Raw genomic sequence first — 17,638 nt, 5'->3', positions numbered from 1 at the left:
CATGTTTTTGAAAGAACTGGACACGAAAATTTCATCTGGTTACTATCGCTGGTCTGGATTAAATGCTCTTTTGAGTATTAACTGACATTGGACTGCGATGCGTTTTTCAGGATTTAAAAAGATAACAACAACCATTTTCATGATGGTTGTTATCTCATTTTCTTTTTTGTTTTCATTAAATGAATTATTAGTTAATCATCAGGAAAATAAATTAATATTGCGTTCTGAAAAATTACGTTTTCAGACTGAAATCTTAGCAGAACAAGCACTGTCTGCATTGGGTGATATTAATGCTATTGATGATGATATTTGTTCGCCAAATTACATTGAAAAATTAAGAATGATAAGATGGCGTCATCTCAATATTGAAGATGTTGCTTCTTTAAAAGAAAATCGGATTGATTGTAGTGCCTTTTGGGGAGAGGTGATCCCTCCGCTGTATATTACTGTTAAGAATGAAGCGGAAAATAATAAGCCAGTGTTTATTGAGGTGAAAAATAATAGCAAAACTCTGTATAACAATATTGGCCTCTATCAAGGCCATGCTGCGGTGTTTGTCGCGCGAGGAACCTATGAGAGTATATTGAATACTGTGGCGGATGGATATTTCGTTATGACATCAGCGGATAAATCGCAGAAGTATTTTGAATCGAATTCGAAAGAATATGTTGCTTCAGGTAATCCGTTACTGAGAAAAATATTTACCGCCAACACGAGTCTTTGTAGTCCCCAATGGCGGTTTTGCGTGATGGCTCAAAATGCGCGCAGCGGGTTGCTGTCGCTCACACCGGGTCTCCTGTCTTTTGTTATGGTGGTCGCATTGATGCTGGGTGGGTTCCTGACTTTCTTCTGCTTGAATATTGTTGATAAAAGACAATCGCTGAAATCCCGTTTGAAGAAATCCATTAAGAGAGGGGATATTTTTCTTGAATATCAACCGATGGTGAACGCTATTGATGGGAAAATAGCGGCTCTTGAGGCGCTAGTCAGGTGGCGTGATGGTATACATGGCTCTGTTTCTCCTGAGATTTTTATAAAGATTTCAGAAAAAATCGGATTTTATTCAAAAATATCTGACTTTGTAATAAGAACGTCAGTAAAAGAGATGGCAGCTGTTCTCAATGAAAACAGGAAGTTGACGCTGTCTATAAATATAACCGATCATGAGATTAGCGATCCGGCTTTCATCAACCGATTGATTGAGGTGTGTACTCTACATCGTGTTGAAGCTGAACAGATAAAATTGGAAATATCAGAGCGCTGCCAGTTATCGCAAAAGGAAATCCAGCTTTTTGCTGAGCATGCAGCAAAAATGAACATCAAACTGGCGATTGATGATTTTGGTGTGGCGAATTCGAATTTGGCATGGCTTACCGGTTTCAGATTCGATGAAGTTAAGCTTGACGGTTCGTTAATGAAAAACCTGGACAACAAGAATAAAGAAAAGATATTGCATGCAATCTGTTCACTCATTAAAGATATGGGGAAAGATATTGTTTTTGAAGGCGTTGAAGAGGCTGATCAATTAGCGATTGCCAGAGGAATTGATGCGAGTTGCTTAATTCAGGGGTGGCTTTTTTATCGTTCATTGTCAGCAAAAAATATTGAGAGCCTGTTAATCAATCAGGAAGAAAATCACGTCGTGTGTCCCTGATTTTTATGTTGGTTCCCACATTACGGGCCGTAACTTAACGACCGTGCAAGATGCAACAGAAGAAGACATAGCATGAAATATCCGGCGATGTCTTTGTGGCAGGGCTTTAACGCAAAGCCCGCCTACCATCAACGCTCGATATTTTCTCCGTATCGGGAAAAATAATCAGGTTTGACCGAATAAATTAGCACGCCTGAGCGTTTACGCGTTGTTTACTTTGAGGAGAATCCTGTTATGACGCGTATCCTTCCCGTATTGGCCGCCGGACTGCTCATTAGTCCACTGTTGCATGCTATGCCTCTTAACTACACCGTTGCCACTGATGACACGGCCATTGCGCTGTCATGGCAAGCATTTGGTCACCTGTCACAAGCCTCTCTCAACGGCGTGACGGGCAACATCACACTGGACGCTGAAAAGGAAATGAATGACCGTATTGATGTGAAAATCCCCATCACGACGTTACAGGCTTCCAACAGTCTGCTGACCTACCAGTTAAAAAGCAGCCTGTTTTTTGATGCTGAGCACTATCCCGATATTATTTTCACTAGCAGCAGGGTTGTGGCGCTGGGGAAGGGGCACTTTCGGGTTTTTGGTTCACTGTCGGTAAAAAACGTTCAACGTCCGGTCATTCTGGAAGCCACGCTTGAAGAACAGGGCGGAGCGGCATCTCATGACGGTTCACTGTCTCTCCATGCTACCACCGCTATTTCGCGCTCGTCTTTTAACATGGATCGGTTTACCGGTGTGGTAGACGATCGCGTCGCGATTACTATTGAAATCCGGGCGAAAGCCCGAAACGCCGTCTAACCCGACACGCCTTATAAAATAAATAATGGCCTTCCATACGTGGCATCGTCCGTGTGTGGAAGGCCGTTCACGGGTTATGCCAGCGACGTTTGTAATCTGAGTGCACTTTCTGTGAGCGGTGCTACAGGGCTACGGCCAATTAAGACAAACTGATAGCCGTGGGCGTACCACCAGACAACCTGCATATCATGGCGTTGCTCATTTTTAAGCGCAGTGGCCGTTGTCTGACGTTCGGGGGAAATGCAGAGCGCCATCGGCCCATATTCGGCATGCAACCAGGTAATCTGTGCAATCGATGTCTGGTCATAGCGCAGCAGACGCACCATTTTCAATTCTGCATCGGGAAGCGTCAGCTGTTGCTCATTGAGAGGCAACCCAATGTCCTGAGCAGTACGAGAGAGTCCACGTTGCAAGGCCTGTGCGGTGTCGTCCGCATCGAGTAAGGTTTCCGCGCGGTACAGCGACATGTACTGCGCTTCAAGATCGCGAATTTTCTCGCTGTCGCTGAGAATCATCCCAGGAGAACGCGCGAGGTAGCCTAGCCCCGATCCCAACACCAAAAAACTGAGTGAAGCAGCAATGAGTGAACGACGGCTGACACCGGCATAAGATGAAGGTGTGGCTGATGTCGGTGCTTCCGCCAATAACGTCTCCAGCCTGGCCTGCATCCTCGCCTCAGGCGCTTTGTCGAGTAAGGGGGCGAAGGCGGCTTCAACATCAAGCTGACCTTTCATCAGCTCCGCGACGCGCTCTGCAAGCTGTTCATCCCCCTCAAGTAGCGCCTTGAATCGTTGCGCATCGGCTTCGTTCATCTCGCCATCCAGCCAGGCAACGATGGCCTCGTCACTGTAAGGGGGCGTAAAACGCATGGTTTTCAAGACAGTCTCTCCTTTGCCGAGGGCTGGGTATCAATGGATTTCGCCAGCGTACCTCGTGCAGCGGCCAGTCGGCTCATAATGGTGCCGATGGGTACCGATAGCGTCTCTGCCGCCTCCTGATAGCTAAACCCTTCGACATAAACTAAAAAGACGGTGTTGCGCTGCGCTTCTGGAAGCGCGCTGACGCGCTGCATTATTTTCTGGTAATGCAGACGATTGTCATCCTGCTCATGGGTATCGGGTGCCAGTAATTCTTCACTTTCGATAAACCCTTGTCCCTGACGTACGCGGCGTGCGCGCAGTTCGGAAATCCATATCGAATGAAGAATGGAAAACAGCCATCTGTCTATACGCGTGCCGGGCGTAAACTGTGCACTCTTTTCGAGCGCACGAACGCAGGTAGACTGGACGAGCTCTTCGGCTACTTCATGGCTACGCGACAGCACCAGTCCATAGCGCCATAGGCGCGTCAAATGAGCAGTCAACTGCTGACGAACTTCGCTGGTGGTGATGTTTTTATCCTCACATTGAGACTCAGGGCTTTAACGCAAAGCCCGCCCACCATCAACGCCCAGCGTTTTTCCGGTGACGTAGTTGCTGCTGAACAGATAATCCACCAGTCGGACAATTTCCGCTTCGCCGGGGGCAATTTTCATCAGGGATTTGTCCAGCGCCTGCTGACGATAGGCGTCGTCATCCTGTTCGTTAAACAGGATGAGACCGGGGGCGATCGCATTGACTTTCACCTCCGGCGCCAGTTTGCGGGCGAACGAACGCGTCATGTTATCCAGCGCCGCTTTACTGGCGGCATAGGCAATGTGTTTGTCGCTGCCTTTTTCTACCACGTAATCCGTCAGATGGATGATATCCGCGCCAGCCACGCCTTGCCCACGCAGGCAAGATTCCAGTAACTGGTTGAGCAAGTAGGGCGTATAGACATGAATTTGCAGCATATCGGCCAGCGTTTGCTCTGGCGGTATGGTGGGGCTTTCTGGCTCCCAGCGGCTGGCATTGTGAATAATGGCGCGCAGCCGCGGCGTGAGTGACTGGATTTCTTCTGCAAACGCATAGATATTTTCCGTGGTGGAAAAATCGGCGGTCAGGCAAATTGCACCGTCCTGCTGTAGTGCTTCCAACTCGGGATAAGGCGTGCGATAGCTGATGATGACCGGAATCGATTGAGCCAGAAACGAACGCGCCAGTGCCAGCCCGATACGCCGTGCGCCGCCGGTAATTAACACGGGAGCAGAAGAAAAAGTTGTCACAATTAGGTCTCCTCAACACGCTAGTCAAAAGGGTGCGAACCGTGACAATATACCTTAATTAACCACTATACAGGTTACGGTTTTATACCCGTCAGGGTAGTGCGCAGCAAGACACTGGCGAAGAGGAGAGGAGGGAATATGGAAAAGTCCCCTGAGTCTACAAGTTACGGTGAGCAACTCTGTCTGGACTATACGGATTATTTGGCGGCACTGTGTAAGAAACGTTGGCGTTTTGTGGATGCGATGTACGGCGTGATGCCCATTTTTGGCATGGTGACCAAGACGGCTCGGCAGAGTGCGCCGAAGGAGCGACTGAAGGGACTGGCGCTACAGGTACTTTCTACGCAGGTGAGTGATGAAACCAACATTATCAGGCTGATTACGCTGGCACGTCAGCAAGGCTTGAACGTGTTTGATATCCAACTGCCTTATTCATTGACGAACGAGCAACTGAGCGCCATTAGCCGCGAATGTGACGCGGCGCTGGATTTAACACTGCGGGGCGAACGTCTGTCCGTCCGCTTCAACATGCCAGCCGTGCAGCATTAGCACGGCGTGGCCTGCACGATATTTCTACTCTGTTTTTGCTACGTTGGGGCGCACTGTGGTCGCCTCAATCGCCTGCGCTAATGAACCGTAGAAGCTGAGCCGTCCTTCAATCGGGTGGACCTTCGCCCGCGCCAGCGTTTTTAACGGCTGGAAGGGAATGTCGGTGATGATGAGCTGCTTGCCTTCTGGCAGCGTGTCGCTAAAGCGCAGGAAGGCACTCAGTCCGCCCGCATCCAGCACCGGCACCGCATCCCACTGTAAGATGATATTCTGATAGCCTTCGCTACGCACGGTCAGATCGTTGAAGATGCGCTCTGCCGCGGCGAAAAACAGCGGGCCGTTAACACGCAGGACCAGATGGTCCGGTATTTTGGTGTCCGGCAGCTCGCTCAGACGGGTCATCTGCGCGATGCGCCGCATGAAGAGCAGGGATGCCAGCACAATGCCGACCGTAATGGCGATCACCATGTCAAACAGTACGGTCAACGACATGCAAAGCAGCATCACGATGATGTCGTCTTTCGGTCCGTGACGCAGTAAATCTACTACCTTATGCGCTTCGCTCATGTTCCAGGCAACAATCAGCAGCAGCGATGCCATTGCCGCCAGCGGTAGATAAGACAGCCACGGCGCAAGTATCAGCAACGCCAATAGCACCAACAGTGCGTGCACCACGGCGGAGATCGGCGAGTTTGCGCCAGCGCGCACATTGGCGGCGGAACGGGCAATCGCGGCGGTCGCGGTAATTCCGCCAAAGAAGGGTGCGATGATGTTACCGAAACCTTGCCCCATCAGCTCCGCATTAGAATTGTGTTTTTTGCCCGTCATCCCGTCCAGCACGACCGCGCACAGTAGCGACTCAATCGCGCCCAGCATCGCCATCGAGAATGCGGCGGGCAGCAGAGCGGAAATACTTTGCCAATCCAGCGTCATCGTCTTTCCATCCGGTGACGGAATATCCCACGGCAGAATGAGTTGCGGCAGGATGGGCGGAATCCCTTGCCCTTGCGAACCGTCCGCCAGCAGATAACTGAATCGGGAACCGATGGTTGCTACATTTTCACCGAGCAGCGACATGATCCCCATTACTGCGACGCCAGCCAGCAGCGCGGGCAAATGGCCGGGCAGGCGAATACCGAGTCTGGGCCAGAGGATGAGAACCAGCAGCGTCGTGGCCCCAATCAAGGTATCCGCAAGATGCAGAGTAGGCAGCGATTGCGCCAGCGCTGCCACTTTTTCGACGTAATGTTCGGGCACCACGGCCATCTGCAAGCCGAAGAAATCCTTGATTTGCATGGTGCCGATGGTGATAGCGATCCCGGAGGTAAATCCTAGCGTCACGGAGAGCGGGATATATTCAATCAAACGCCCGAAACGGCAGATCCCCATCAGCAGTAGAAACACGCCGGAAAGCAAGGTGGCAACCAGCAAGCCAGAGAGCCCGAACTGTTGCGACACGGGATATAAAATAACGACAAAGGCGGCTGTCGGGCCTGACACGCTGTAGCGCGAACCGCCGCTGAGGGCGATGACGATCCCGGCAATCGCCGAGGTATAGAGCCCGTACTGTGGAGGAACGCCGCTGGCAATGGCCAGAGCCATCGCCAGAGGAATGGCGATGATACCGACGGTAACGCCGGCGATAATGTCGTGGGTAAAACGTTGCAGCGTATATTTTTCGCGCCAGCACGCGTCAATCAGCGCGCTGAACGGCCTGATGCCGTTAATTCCGTGCGTTTTCATCTAAGCAGAAACCAAAGTAAGGAAGTAAATCAACATGGCGGGCCTGCCGGTCCGTCGACGACAGCCTTACGATACGCCGGACGCGCTCAGAAGATCCAGATATACATCAAGAGAAGTGCAATCTTGCGGAGCCGACGCGGCGAAAACCGCGTCGGCAGAGGGGTTACAGCGTGATGGTGATCAGATAGGCGGCAAAGAGCGCCAGATGCGCACTACCGCTTAATACGTTGGTTCTACCCGTGGAGAACGTAATGTGGCACAGCACCAGCACCGACAACATCACCACGATGTGCGGCATATCCAGACCGAAGTTCAGCGTGCGGCCAGTAATCATGGCAATGATCGTAACGGTAGGAACTGTCAGTGAAATGGTCGCCAGCACGGAACCGAAAAACAGGTTCATAGCGCGCTGTACCTGATTTTTCAGGACGGCGCGGATCGCTCCCAATCCTTCAGGAGAGAGGATTAACAGCGCGACCAGGAAGCCCGTAAACTGCGTCGGCGCGTTCATTTCGGTGAGCAGCGTTTCCAGCGGCATGGAGTTCATCTTGGTTACTGCGATAACGGCAATCAAGTGAATCAGCAGCCAGCCGGTGTGCCACAGCGAGCTGTGCGCAGACGGTTTACCGTGATGAGGATCGTCGCCGTCGCCTTCGTCTTCGTGCTCATACACAAACAGGCTTTGGTGCGTACGCGTTTGGATCAACAGGAACACGCCGTACATCGCCGCGGAAATCGCGGCAATAATCAGCGACTGCGATACGCTGAAATTACCATCGGGCAAGGCGCTGGGGAAAACCAGCACAATCACCGCCAATGGGAAGATCGCCATCAGGTACTGCTTGATGCCGCTGAGATTAACATACTGCGTGGCGAATTTGCGGCCGCCGAGCAAGAGGGCGAAACCGACCAGGCCGCCGGTGACAATCACGATAATGGAATAGAGGGTGTCACGCATCAGGTCCGGGCCTGCGTCACCGGTTGCCATCAGCGCTGAAATCAGGCTGACTTCCAGAATGACGACGGACAGGCTGAGGATCAACGACCCGTAGGGCTCACCCAGACGGTGTGCGAGCACGTCGGCGTGACGTACCACGCTGAACGCGCTGAAAAGTATGCCGGCTAACGCGAGGGCGTTAATACCGAGAATGGCGATAAAATCTTGTGAGCTGCCCCACATGTAGAGCACGGCCAGCGCAATAACAGGAAAAATGAGGGAATATTCATGATGGCGAGTTTTGACCACCTCAGCATGAGACTTCATTGCGGGAGTTCTCCTTATCCAGAGGAATAATGCGGCAAAATATCCCCGTCATATTTCAAGCTAGCCTATCGGCCACCCGAATGGTGCCGGAGATAAAACGACAATAAACAGCAAAAGGTTACTAGAAAGTAGTTATAACGTAATAAAACGAACAATATGATAACAGATTGTCATGTTGATGCGGGAAGTTTTACGGATTTTTACGCTTTGAAGTCAAATTTAATTGAGACGGGAGAATTTCGGTATCTTCTCCCTATCATAATAATATCAAATATATTTTTTAGGGTTATTCGTCAGGATTATCCATAATATCGTGGCGTTTATGATGATAATCCTCTTCATTTAACCCTTCTCGCCAATAAGGCACGGCATACATCTGATTTCGTTCACACCCGCGCTCGCGACGCACGTGGCGGCGAAGCTGAACCACGATACGATCTTCACCCGCTAACCAGTAAAACGCATTTTCAGCCGTCGGAAGCGCCTGAAAATGCTGCAACAGCGCGTCGGTTGCCTCTGTTCCACCGACGATCCAGTGCAGCTGAAGCGGTGAGGGTTTAGCGATAGCGAGTTTATCCGCCTCGCTGTCGACACGGATCACTGCGTGCCCCTGAGCGTCATCAGGCAGATTCTCTAGCAGCGCCATGAGCGCGGGGAGCGACGACGGGTCAGCAGCCAAATAATAAGTGGCCGCTGGCGGCAGCATGGGGAGCGGGCCACCGGGTTGCGAAATGCCGACCCAGTCGCCGGGCTTGGCCTGACGGGCAAAGGTGACGGCAGGCCCGGCGTGTTCATGCAGCGCAAAAACCATATCCAGCTCCGCCTCTTCCGGGCGCAGGGCACGGACGCTATAGGTGCGAACGATGGGGCGGGCTTCGCCTTCTGGCCAGATCGGGCCGCGTTCGCCAATCGCGGGCAGCGCTGGTTTTTGCTGTCCTGCCTGAGGCAAAAAGAGCTTGATGTGTGCACCGTATCGCTCGGCCGGATAATCGCGCAACGCGTCGTGATGGAACGTAATGCAGCGTAAATGAGGGGAAATATCGTGGATGTGTTTCACCTGAACTAAAACAGGCTGACGCGGCGTTGCCATTCAGTGTCTCCGTGGATAGTCGATTCCAAATTAAGGATGATAATAACACGAGATGATAATTATTATCATTTGATGTCTGCCCGTTATTATTCTTGTCGTAGTGAATACTTTTTATTGATGTCGAGAGCTTTCACGTCAAGCATACGGCTTCCGGCAGGTTCCTGACGTCACAAAAATGAGGTTTGTATCAGGAATACGTCAAGTCTGACGGCGAGTTGCCGATTAGTTGATATAAAAGCGGAATCTTGCGTGAGTGAAACATTATCACGAACTTTTTTAGTTTTTGTGACCACTATCAAACTTGATCGCAAAGCCATAAATGAATAACCTCAAGATTGATGGTGTTGTAAAATTAAGCAGATGAAGCAGTTAGGTTTTTAAACGCAGGGCGAGAGCCGATCTGACGAGCAGGAAAAGAGTAAGGTTGGGGGTGGTAAGTAGTGTTAACACGCGATTTTTTGCAGAAAGCAGATTGTAGAACGTCTTTTGGTTGTATTGAAGAAACCTTACTGCTCACGCCGCAACAGCGGGCTGATTCGTTGGACAGGATGCTGGCGCTCCGGCCCAATAGCTGTCCGGTCTGGGTATTTGGCTACGGTTCACTAATGTGGAACCCGGTTTTTGACGCCGAAGAAACCTGTCTGGCCACGCTGACAGGGTGGCAGCGTGCTTTTTGCCTGCGTCTCACCATCGGTCGCGGCACGGTAACTCAGCCGGGGCGGATGCTGGCGTTGCAGCCCGGTGGACAAACGACAGGTCTGGCTTTCCGTCTACCGGAGGCTTCTCTGCGTGAAGATCTGGAACTGCTCTGGAAGCGCGAAATGCTGACGGGGTGCTATCGTCCGCTTTGGTGTGAGCTGCAGCGGAAAAACGGCGCACCGCTGACGGCGCTGGTGTTTGTGTCTGAGCCGGAACATCCCCTGAATGAAAATGATACCTGTATTCAGAGCGTTGCCCCGCTGATTGCCCGTGCGAGCGGGCCGCTCGGCACCAATGCGCAATATCTGTTTGCGCTGGAGCAAGAGCTGAAAAATCACGGGACGGAAGATGCAAGCGTGAGCGAGCTGGCGCAACGGGTGCGTATTTTGCAACAGTCGTGCTCTGCGGCGGCAGGGAACGGACAATAACGGCGCGACGAGCGTGAGCGTTTAGGTGAACGACGATGTCGCCGTTCACCTTGAAACGAATGAAGCGACCGAATTACCAGCCGACGCCAACACCCATGGTGTACAGCGTGTCGTCAACATTCCCCTGATTACTTTCGATACGGGTACGTGACACTTTCATCGTCATAGAAGACCAGTCGGTCAGCTTGAAGCGCAGGCCTGCATCCGCTTTCAGGTAGATTGGCGCAGTGCCATCAAATGAGCGCCCCAATTCACCGTTTGTGAAGGCTTCAACGGATTTGCTGAATATATAGCGGTTGTACGCCCACTTTATGCCACCAGAATAGAAGTCATCCTCGCCCTGATCGCGGTATACGAAGGTTTGGGAGTTGACCAGCGACGTCAGAGAGAACGCGCCTAAGTCGTTATCCCAGAACTGATAACCAGGACCAAGACCGAAGGAACGGTTAATTTTAATGCTTTCGATCCAGTCGCGTTTGTACTGGTAACGACCCTGCCAGAACCAGTTCTCATCCACGAATTTATCCAGCGCATATTCGCCAGCCGCATTCTTGGTGCTCTCGACTTTATCCTCTTTTGCCAAATGGTAACTGGCATCAAGGTTGTGTCGCCACGTATCGTGACGGGCTTTGGTGTTCAGCGTCACATCGTAGTTATCCGTTTCTGTCGAACTCTTCTTGTGCGACATACCGGCGTCAATATTGCCTTTCCAGGCGAAATCGGTCACCAGTGGCTTCTGCGCGACGATGGACGTGATCTCGGAAAGCGGCAATGTTTGTGGACCAGCGGCTTCGTTAGCCAGCGACGGGTTCGCGATGATGGCACGGTTTTCGCCCGCTTTGATCGTCGGATACAAAACGCCTTTCTCGTAACGTTCGCCTTGAATCACCAGACCATGGTCGGATTCAAAGGTTTTCACCTTGTCCCAGGCTACAGAAATAGAGCCAGCATAGTCGGTGTTGATAAAGAGTTTACCGCCGTCAAGCAGCGTGATTTTCCCTGTGAGCTTGTCGCCGTTGTTCAGCCAAATGGTGTCAGCGCGGCTCTGCGTAATGCCAGCAGAGAGGGCGATAACCAGGCTGAGGGAAGAGATTGCGTGTTTGGATAGTGTCATTATTGCCAAGTAAACAGTGGTGACAGGTATTGAGATGTCCGTCAAAGACGTACAGCCGTTGATAACGAACCGGTTTAGCCCGGAACGGCAAACATTAACAGGAATCGAAGTGATGCTCTACCCGAAAACGGTAATTGATTAGAATGTAAATAGTTATAAAAGTTGCTATTGATGATTAACGGCTATAACGCGATGTCTGTCACATTTTGGAGCCAATCGAAAGGAACGTCATTATGCGTGAGAGGCTTCTCTGGCCCAGACGATTTCAGGCCAGAGAAACGTGTGCGAAAGCGGTACTACGCGGTACGTTGCGTGCGTGATGTGCTGTTGTTGCTAAGGAAACGCGAGGTCAGGAACGTCCTCACGCGCAGCACGATCCGTTCCTGGAAGAGCACACAGAGCGTCACGGTGGTGAGTAGGAAAATGATATAGCCCGTCATGGAGAGCTGCACCTGACCTGCGGCGGCAATGCACTGATCCCAATCGCTGAAGCAGGCCATCGGGTTACCGCGCACCAACTGTTCCAGCGTACGGAACAGATTGAAGAGCGGAACGTGCAGCGCAAAGATCGAGAGTGATGCCGCACCCAGGCGCGGTGACCAATGTCGCAGCCACTCGCTATTAGGTTCACGCGCCAGCGCGCTGAGGCAGACTAAACCGACCTGAGCTGGCAGGAGCAAACCGTTATGCAACAGGAAATACCAATAGGCTTCGCCTTTTGTGAACAGCCAGGTAGCGACAAGGAAATTCACACTAATAAAGAGGGCGAGCGCATAGCGCTGACCTTTAGTCAGTGGTAAGCGATCTTTCTGACGGTAATGACGGAACAGTGCATACCCCAAAATACCGGCCAGAAATTCTGGCAGACGGAAGATCGGTCCGCGCTGCAATAATCCGGTGTACGGCATGCCGAACTGCTGTTGCCAAATCACCCAAATCGGCGGCAGCAGATACAGCAGGCAAACGATCCCCATCCACAGCCACGGATGGCGGCTGTTTAGCAAACGTGGAGCCAGCAGCGGGAAGGTCAGATAGAAAAAGAACAGGGTAGAAAGTGACCACAACGGGGCATTGAAGGTCAGGAAGTAAGGATTCCATGCCTGCAACATCAGTACCTGCAATATCCCGTTGAACGCCAACTGCGCATTTGTCATGTAATGGCGCAGCGTTTCGGGGTCGGCCGCGGGGTCGTTGGTGTCATAAATGACAAAACGCGCACTGGCGACTTGCCCTTCCGGTGGCACGGCTAGCCACTGCATGAGCGTGACAACAGCAATAGAAGACAGCAGGGCAATGATATGAATGGGATAAAGATTAAAGAAGCGTTTGGCCCAGAACTGACGAGCGGGCTCACGCAAACGTCCGTCCTTAATGTAGACATGCGCAAGCAAAAAACCAGACAGAACAAAGAATGTACTGGTTGCGAAGAACCCCATGCTGGTGAGTTCGCTTAAGAAAGGAATGCGCTCACGCTGGGGGTAAATGTGCACCGTGTGATAAATCATCACATAGCAGCCGAGCAAAAATCGTAACCACTCCAGGCCGATAAATCGCTCCTTACTGACCTTCTTCATGTTGTTCCTCAACGTTAAACTCGGTGTAAAAGCCGAAAAATGCGATTACAAGCTAGTTTAGACGAGAGCAACGTCACATTAATTAGGATAATGGCTATAAATGCCGGTGCCGTTTAGCAACCGTTTAGGTTTTTGCGGGGCATTGGTGGTATTTCCACCCATTGTTTTTATTAACGACAGTTTTTTATCAACGACCGTTTTTTAGTAACGATAGTTTCTTATCCACAGTGGCGGCATCCTCGCTTACGCGAGGATAATATCGGACGATAGGGCGCCAGAGCGCCTTATCCGTACTGCTGACAGTAGCTGTTTTTTGTGACAATTTGATTAAATCACTTTTTCTTGTAATACCCAGACTGCCGCTTCAACCCGCGATTTTAGCTTCATTTTTTTCAGCAGGTGCTTGACGTGAACTTTAACGGTGCTTTCTGTGATCGTGAGTTTGCGGGCAATGACTTTATTGGACAACCCCTGAGCCAGCAGTTTCAGAATATCGCGTTCGCGCGGGGTGAGCTGCTGAATATCCCGATCGCTGCTGTGACGGCTTTCGCGCAAGCTGGCGGCCAGAATCGGCGTCAGCGTTTCACTCAGTACCATTTTTCCTGATGCGGCCTGATGTAGCGCAGCCAGTAAATCTTCCGGTTCCATATCTTTAAGCAGGTAACCATCGGCACCATTTTTTAAGGCGTTGACAACATCGTCTTCGTGGTTAGATACGCTAAAGACGACAATACGGCCAGACAACGATTTTTCCCGCAGACGATTTAACGTTTCCAGGCCATTCATGCCGGGCATGTTCAAATCAAGCAGAATCAAATCCGGGTCTAGTTGCTCCGCGAGTTCGACACCCTGTTCGCCGTGACTGGCTTCACCGACCACCTGTAATTCTGGATCCATACTGATGAGTTGTTTAACGCCATTGCGCAACATGGGGTGGTCATCAATCAGCAGTAGGGTGGCGGCATCTTCGTTAATCATGAGTTTCTCCTGTTAATGGCAGCCGGTGACGGTGTTCGGAGAGGAAGCTGACGTTCACTTCAGTGCCCCCCGACGGCCGGCGTCGAACAATGCATTCGCCGTGCAAACCCCGTGCACGGTCGCGCATGATAATAAGTCCATAATGGTTGGCGCGGCTGGCATCATCAGGAATACCGATGCCGTTATCGGCCACGCTGAGTTCAATGTAGCCCTGACGTAGCTGTAGGGTGATATCGACCTGTGTAGCCTGCGCATGCTTATAAATATTGCTCAGTGCTTCACGCACAATTTGCAGAACGTGAATACCCTGATGCGCGGAGACCGACTGCGGCGGCAGACGGTAGTGGAGTTCGATGGGGTATCCAAGCCGCTTGCTGAATTCATCGACTGACGCCCGCAGCGCGGCAAGTAAGCCGGATTCCGACAGCTTTAGCCGGAAGGTGGTCAACAGTTCACGCAGTTGGCGATAAGCGGTGTTCAACTCTTCCCGCATTTCCGTCAGCAACTGTTGCGAAACGGGGGGTAAATCGCCGCCCTGCATTTGCAGGCAGCTCACCTGAATTTTCAGGCAGGAAAGGGACTGGGCGATAGAGTCGTGCAGCTCACGGGCAATGGTGGCGCGTTCTTCCATCAGCATCAACTGCTGTTGGTGGTTGGATTGACGCTCCAGCGCTAGCGTGCTGGTCAACTGTTCCAATAAGGTATTCAGTAACTGATTTTGATCGCGGCTCAGCGCGGTATTGCCCGGCAGCGTGGCCAGCACGACGCCGTACTGCCCGTGTTTATCGTGCAAATCCCAACAGTGAGGCTCACCTGGCAGATCTTCCCGTTTCCCCTGCATGCCGCAACTTTGGCAACTGCTGTCCGGGCAGTGCTCCGGCTGCGGCGGGCTGTCATCGCTAAACTGATGAAATTGTTCCTGATTGTTGTCTTCATACAGCCGCAGCTGAATATTGCGCAGCGGCGTCAATGTGGGGAGTTCGTTCAGGATCGGCATTAGCCGGCTGCACAGCGGCGCGCCAGTATGCAGGCGTCGACTAGCGCGATAAAGGAAAGAGAGCAGATCGTTTTTCTGTTGCAGGTCGGCGGTTTTCTCGGCCACGCGCTGTTCCAGACTGTGATACATGGCGGAAAGTTCGTCCGACATGCTGTTCAGCACCTGTCCCAGCGTACTCATTTCATCATGACCGTTAATGGCGACGCGCTGGGTGAAATCGCCGTGCCCGATAGCCTGCGCCATCGAAACCAGACGTCGCCACGGTGTCAACAGACGGCGACGCAGATAAAAGAACGTGGTGGCCAGCAGAATAAACATGATACCGATGAAGATGCGTTGCACCAGCGTGACCATCATCAATCGCTGTTCGGTTTTATGATCGATGGCGGAAACCAGATCGTCGAGTTGTTTCACGAAGCGGGCAACATCTGCTGAAGCGTCAGAAGCCTGTGTGGCCTGCCGCAAATGCGGTTGCAGGTTTTCCAGCCAGAAAATGCGCAGCGCGGTGAATTGTTCGCTGAGCCCTTCCCGGCGTACTGCCTGTTGCAGATCGCTGCTGATTTCGTCTTCTTCCAGTTCTTGCAGGTAAATTTCATTCTCGGCGGAGAGCGGCACCATCGAGAGCAGGCGGTAACTCTGCATGCGCAGCGAACCTGCTTTGTTAATGGCGTGCGCGTTACCCTGGATGCTTTGCGACATCCAACTGGAAACCGACATACCTGCAATACCCAGCAAACCGAGTAGCAGCATCAATAGCGCGACCTGATTGACGAGCGACAGCGGCAGCAGGAAACGTTTCAACATAATACAGCGACCTCTGCTGGAGGAGTAGAAAACCAGTACCGGGAAGGATAATCCTTTTGGCATTTTTCCCGATCCTACATGATAACCCTATACCCACTAGTGAGTACCACCGAATATCTGTGCCTTGAAAGGGGGTATGACAGTAAGAAAAAAGAGAGATATAACAGATTGAATTGTCGCTGCTTATTTTTCTATTTTTATTACTCATTAAGGAGTGTGGCTGTTTTTACACGGTTTTTTTACCTGACAGCGCGTTGATTTGCATCAACTTTACCTGCGGTGTAATCCCTAATGTTGCGCCTTAATTCTACCGCGTTTTTATTTATTGAGGTTTTTATGACGCAGCCTTCATCACCCGAAAAAGTATCGCAAAGCACGCTGATCAGGGAATGGAATCCTGAAGATACAAAATTCTGGCAATCTGGCGGCCAACGGATAGCACAACGTAACCTTTGGATCTCTGTGCCCTGTCTGCTGTTGTCGTTTTGTGTCTGGATGATATTCAGCACCGTGGCCGTTAACCTAAACAAGGTCGGATTTCGTTTTACCACAGACCAACTCTTTTTACTGACCGCGCTGCCCTCCGTTTCCGGCGCGCTGTTGCGTGTTCCTTACTCCTTCGTTATCCCGCTAGTTGGTGGTCGCCGCTGGACGACGCTGAGTACCTTCATTCTCGTTATCCCGTGTATCTGGCTCGGGTTTGCCGTACAGGATCCGCACACGCCTTACAGCATTTTCGTGACGATTTCTTTGCTGTGTGGCTTCGCAGGGGCGAACTTCGCGTCCAGCATGGCTAACATCAGCTTCTTCTTCCCCAAATCACGTCAGGGGAGTGCGCTGGGTATTAACGGCGGCTTGGGTAACCTCGGCGTGAGCGTGATGCAATTGCTGGTGCCGGTGGTGATTTTCCTGCCAATTCTGGGATTTTCCGGCAATGGCGTGGTTCAGCCAGACGGCCATCAGATTTGGTTGCACCATGCTGCCTGGATGTGGGTTCCGTTTTTGGTGATTGCCTCAACCGCTGCCTGGTTTGGCATGAACGATCTTTCAACGGCGAATGCATCGGTACGCAAGCAATTACCGGTTTTGAAGCAGATGCACCTGTGGGTACTCAGCTTCCTGTACTTGTCCACCTTCGGTTCTTTTATCGGTTTTTCGGCGGGCTTCGGCATGCTGTCCAGAACGCAGTTCCCAGATATTGTGATTCTGTACTACGCGTTCTTTGGGCCGCTGCTGGGGGCGCTGGCGCGTCCGGTGGGCGGAATGCTGTCTGATCGTTTTGGCGGCGTGAAGGTCACGCTGATTAACTTCATCCTGATGGCGATTTTCTCGGTGTTGCTGTTTCTGTCCTTGCCGAGTGCAAACTCTGCGGGGTCATTCGGGATGTTCTTTGGCATTTTCATGATGCTTTTCCTGACGTCGGGGCTAGGCAGTGGTTCCACTTTCCAGATGATTGCCGTCATTTTCCGTAAATTAACGACAGAACGGGTTAAAGCACAGGGCGGAAGCGATGGGGATGCACAGAGTACCGCCGCCACAGATACCGCAGCGGCGTTGGGCTTTATTTCGGCCATTGGCGCTATTGGCGGTTTCTTCATTCCTCAAGCCTTTGGGATGTCGCTGGAGTTAACCGGTTCACCCACCGGCGCCATGAAAGTGTTTGTGGTGTGCTACGTGGTGTGCGTTCTGGTTACCTGGCTGTTCTACGCCAGAAAGCAACGCTAAGCGTTGACCCGCCTCCCAACCACCTCTTAGTCACATTCTTATGTCGACTAAGAGGTGGTTCCGTGC

General features: G+C 51.6%; 15 protein-coding genes. 5 read left to right on the top strand and 10 right to left on the bottom strand.

Annotated elements, in window-relative coordinates; translation table 11 throughout:
• Nucleotides 1-97: 97 nt before the first annotated feature.
• Both LCF41_RS12195 and LCF41_RS12190 read left to right on the top strand, forming a co-directional pair.
• On the top strand, nucleotides 98-1,654 hold the full coding sequence (locus tag LCF41_RS12195) for an EAL domain-containing protein (protein WP_225084840.1): 1,557 nt from the start codon (nucleotides 98-100) through the stop codon (nucleotides 1,652-1,654).
• 234 nt (nucleotides 1,655-1,888) lie between these two features.
• Nucleotides 1,889-2,464, top strand: a complete 576-nt coding sequence (locus LCF41_RS12190) for a YceI family protein (RefSeq protein ID WP_225084839.1) — start codon at nucleotides 1,889-1,891, stop codon at nucleotides 2,462-2,464.
• 74 nt (nucleotides 2,465-2,538) lie between these two features.
• Here the strand turns inward: LCF41_RS12190 and LCF41_RS12185 are convergent, their stop codons facing one another.
• The 3 genes from LCF41_RS12185 to folM are packed head-to-tail and all read right to left on the bottom strand — an operon-like array spanning nucleotide 2,539 to nucleotide 4,607.
• A complete protein-coding gene (locus LCF41_RS12185) occupies nucleotides 2,539-3,342 on the bottom strand; it encodes an anti-sigma factor family protein (RefSeq protein WP_225084838.1) in 804 nt (267 codons plus the stop codon).
• Nucleotides 3,339-3,827 carry a sigma-70 family RNA polymerase sigma factor gene (locus LCF41_RS12180; protein ID WP_250160536.1) on the bottom strand — a complete coding sequence of 163 codons (489 nt, stop codon included), beginning with the start codon at nucleotides 3,825-3,827 and terminating at the stop codon, nucleotides 3,339-3,341. The genes LCF41_RS12185 and LCF41_RS12180 overlap by 4 nt, the downstream gene beginning before the upstream one ends.
• 57 nt (nucleotides 3,828-3,884) lie before the next feature.
• On the bottom strand, nucleotides 3,885-4,607 hold the full coding sequence (gene folM / locus LCF41_RS12175) for a dihydromonapterin reductase (RefSeq protein ID WP_225084837.1): 723 nt from the start codon (nucleotides 4,605-4,607) through the stop codon (nucleotides 3,885-3,887).
• A gap of 138 nt (nucleotides 4,608-4,745) precedes the next feature.
• On the opposite strand from folM, the gene LCF41_RS12170 reads away from it, so the two are divergent.
• Nucleotides 4,746-5,156 carry a hypothetical protein gene (locus LCF41_RS12170; RefSeq protein WP_225084836.1) on the top strand — a complete coding sequence of 137 codons (411 nt, stop codon included), beginning with the start codon at nucleotides 4,746-4,748 and terminating at the stop codon, nucleotides 5,154-5,156.
• A gap of 24 nt (nucleotides 5,157-5,180) precedes the next feature.
• On the opposite strand, the gene dauA is transcribed toward LCF41_RS12170, so the two are convergent.
• From dauA to LCF41_RS12155, 3 genes are all read right to left on the bottom strand, one after another.
• A complete protein-coding gene (gene dauA / locus LCF41_RS12165) occupies nucleotides 5,181-6,899 on the bottom strand; it encodes a C4-dicarboxylic acid transporter DauA (RefSeq protein WP_225084835.1) in 1,719 nt (572 codons plus the stop codon).
• Between the two features lie 163 nt (nucleotides 6,900-7,062).
• Nucleotides 7,063-8,163, bottom strand: coding sequence for a sodium-potassium/proton antiporter ChaA (gene chaA, locus LCF41_RS12160; RefSeq protein ID WP_225084834.1), 1,101 nt, complete (start codon nucleotides 8,161-8,163; stop codon nucleotides 7,063-7,065).
• A gap of 286 nt (nucleotides 8,164-8,449) precedes the next feature.
• On the bottom strand, nucleotides 8,450-9,253 hold the full coding sequence (locus LCF41_RS12155) for a siderophore-interacting protein (protein WP_225084833.1): 804 nt from the start codon (nucleotides 9,251-9,253) through the stop codon (nucleotides 8,450-8,452).
• A 440-nt stretch (nucleotides 9,254-9,693) separates the two neighbouring features.
• Here LCF41_RS12155 and LCF41_RS12150 point away from each other — a divergent pair, with 440 nt between their 5' ends.
• Nucleotides 9,694-10,380, top strand: a complete 687-nt coding sequence (locus LCF41_RS12150) for a gamma-glutamylcyclotransferase (RefSeq protein WP_015840489.1) — start codon at nucleotides 9,694-9,696, stop codon at nucleotides 10,378-10,380.
• Between the two features lie 73 nt (nucleotides 10,381-10,453).
• Here LCF41_RS12150 and LCF41_RS12145 read toward each other — a convergent pair whose 3' ends face one another.
• The 4 genes from LCF41_RS12145 to narX all read right to left on the bottom strand — a co-directional run bounded on the left by LCF41_RS12145 (nucleotide 10,454) and on the right by narX (nucleotide 15,847).
• On the bottom strand, nucleotides 10,454-11,494 hold the full coding sequence (locus tag LCF41_RS12145) for a DUF481 domain-containing protein (RefSeq protein WP_225084832.1): 1,041 nt from the start codon (nucleotides 11,492-11,494) through the stop codon (nucleotides 10,454-10,456).
• 296 nt (nucleotides 11,495-11,790) lie between these two features.
• Nucleotides 11,791-13,068 (bottom strand): acyltransferase family protein, encoded by a 1,278-nt coding sequence (locus LCF41_RS12140; RefSeq protein ID WP_225084831.1) that lies wholly within the window; start codon nucleotides 13,066-13,068, stop codon nucleotides 11,791-11,793.
• Nucleotides 13,069-13,395: 327 nt separating this feature from the next.
• Nucleotides 13,396-14,046 carry a two-component system response regulator NarL gene (gene narL / locus LCF41_RS12135; protein WP_225084830.1) on the bottom strand — a complete coding sequence of 217 codons (651 nt, stop codon included), beginning with the start codon at nucleotides 14,044-14,046 and terminating at the stop codon, nucleotides 13,396-13,398.
• A complete protein-coding gene (gene narX / locus LCF41_RS12130) occupies nucleotides 14,039-15,847 on the bottom strand; it encodes a nitrate/nitrite two-component system sensor histidine kinase NarX (protein ID WP_225088164.1) in 1,809 nt (602 codons plus the stop codon). The genes narL and narX overlap by 8 nt, the downstream gene beginning before the upstream one ends.
• A gap of 336 nt (nucleotides 15,848-16,183) precedes the next feature.
• Between narX and LCF41_RS12125 the strand changes: the two genes are divergently transcribed.
• A complete protein-coding gene (locus LCF41_RS12125) occupies nucleotides 16,184-17,572 on the top strand; it encodes a NarK family nitrate/nitrite MFS transporter (RefSeq protein ID WP_225084829.1) in 1,389 nt (462 codons plus the stop codon).
• The last annotated feature ends 66 nt before the right edge of the window (nucleotides 17,573-17,638 follow it).

This window comes from Pectobacterium colocasium (assembly GCF_020181655.1).
Taxonomy (GTDB): domain Bacteria; phylum Pseudomonadota; class Gammaproteobacteria; order Enterobacterales; family Enterobacteriaceae; genus Pectobacterium; species Pectobacterium colocasium.
The sequence above is the reverse complement of the archived record's forward strand: the minus strand, read 5'-3'. Positions and strand labels throughout refer to the sequence as shown.

Excerpts from the sequence above, each read along its gene's own strand:
- LCF41_RS12195 (WP_225084840.1), top strand. The coding sequence starts at position 98 with ATGCGTTTTTCAGGATTTAAAAAGATAACAACAACCATTTTCATGATG.
- LCF41_RS12190 (WP_225084839.1), top strand. The coding sequence starts at position 1,889 with ATGACGCGTATCCTTCCCGTATTGGCCGCCGGACTGCTCATTAGTCCA.
- LCF41_RS12170 (WP_225084836.1), top strand. The coding sequence starts at position 4,746 with ATGGAAAAGTCCCCTGAGTCTACAAGTTACGGTGAGCAACTCTGTCTG.
- dauA (WP_225084835.1), bottom strand. The coding sequence starts at position 6,899 with ATGAAAACGCACGGAATTAACGGCATCAGGCCGTTCAGCGCGCTGATT.
- chaA (WP_225084834.1), bottom strand. The coding sequence starts at position 8,163 with ATGAAGTCTCATGCTGAGGTGGTCAAAACTCGCCATCATGAATATTCC.
- LCF41_RS12155 (WP_225084833.1), bottom strand. The coding sequence starts at position 9,253 with ATGGCAACGCCGCGTCAGCCTGTTTTAGTTCAGGTGAAACACATCCAC.
- LCF41_RS12145 (WP_225084832.1), bottom strand. The coding sequence starts at position 11,494 with ATGACACTATCCAAACACGCAATCTCTTCCCTCAGCCTGGTTATCGCC.
- LCF41_RS12140 (WP_225084831.1), bottom strand. The coding sequence starts at position 13,068 with ATGAAGAAGGTCAGTAAGGAGCGATTTATCGGCCTGGAGTGGTTACGA.
- narL (WP_225084830.1), bottom strand. The coding sequence starts at position 14,046 with ATGATTAACGAAGATGCCGCCACCCTACTGCTGATTGATGACCACCCC.
- narX (WP_225088164.1), bottom strand. The coding sequence starts at position 15,847 with ATGTTGAAACGTTTCCTGCTGCCGCTGTCGCTCGTCAATCAGGTCGCG.
- LCF41_RS12125 (WP_225084829.1), top strand. The coding sequence starts at position 16,184 with ATGACGCAGCCTTCATCACCCGAAAAAGTATCGCAAAGCACGCTGATC.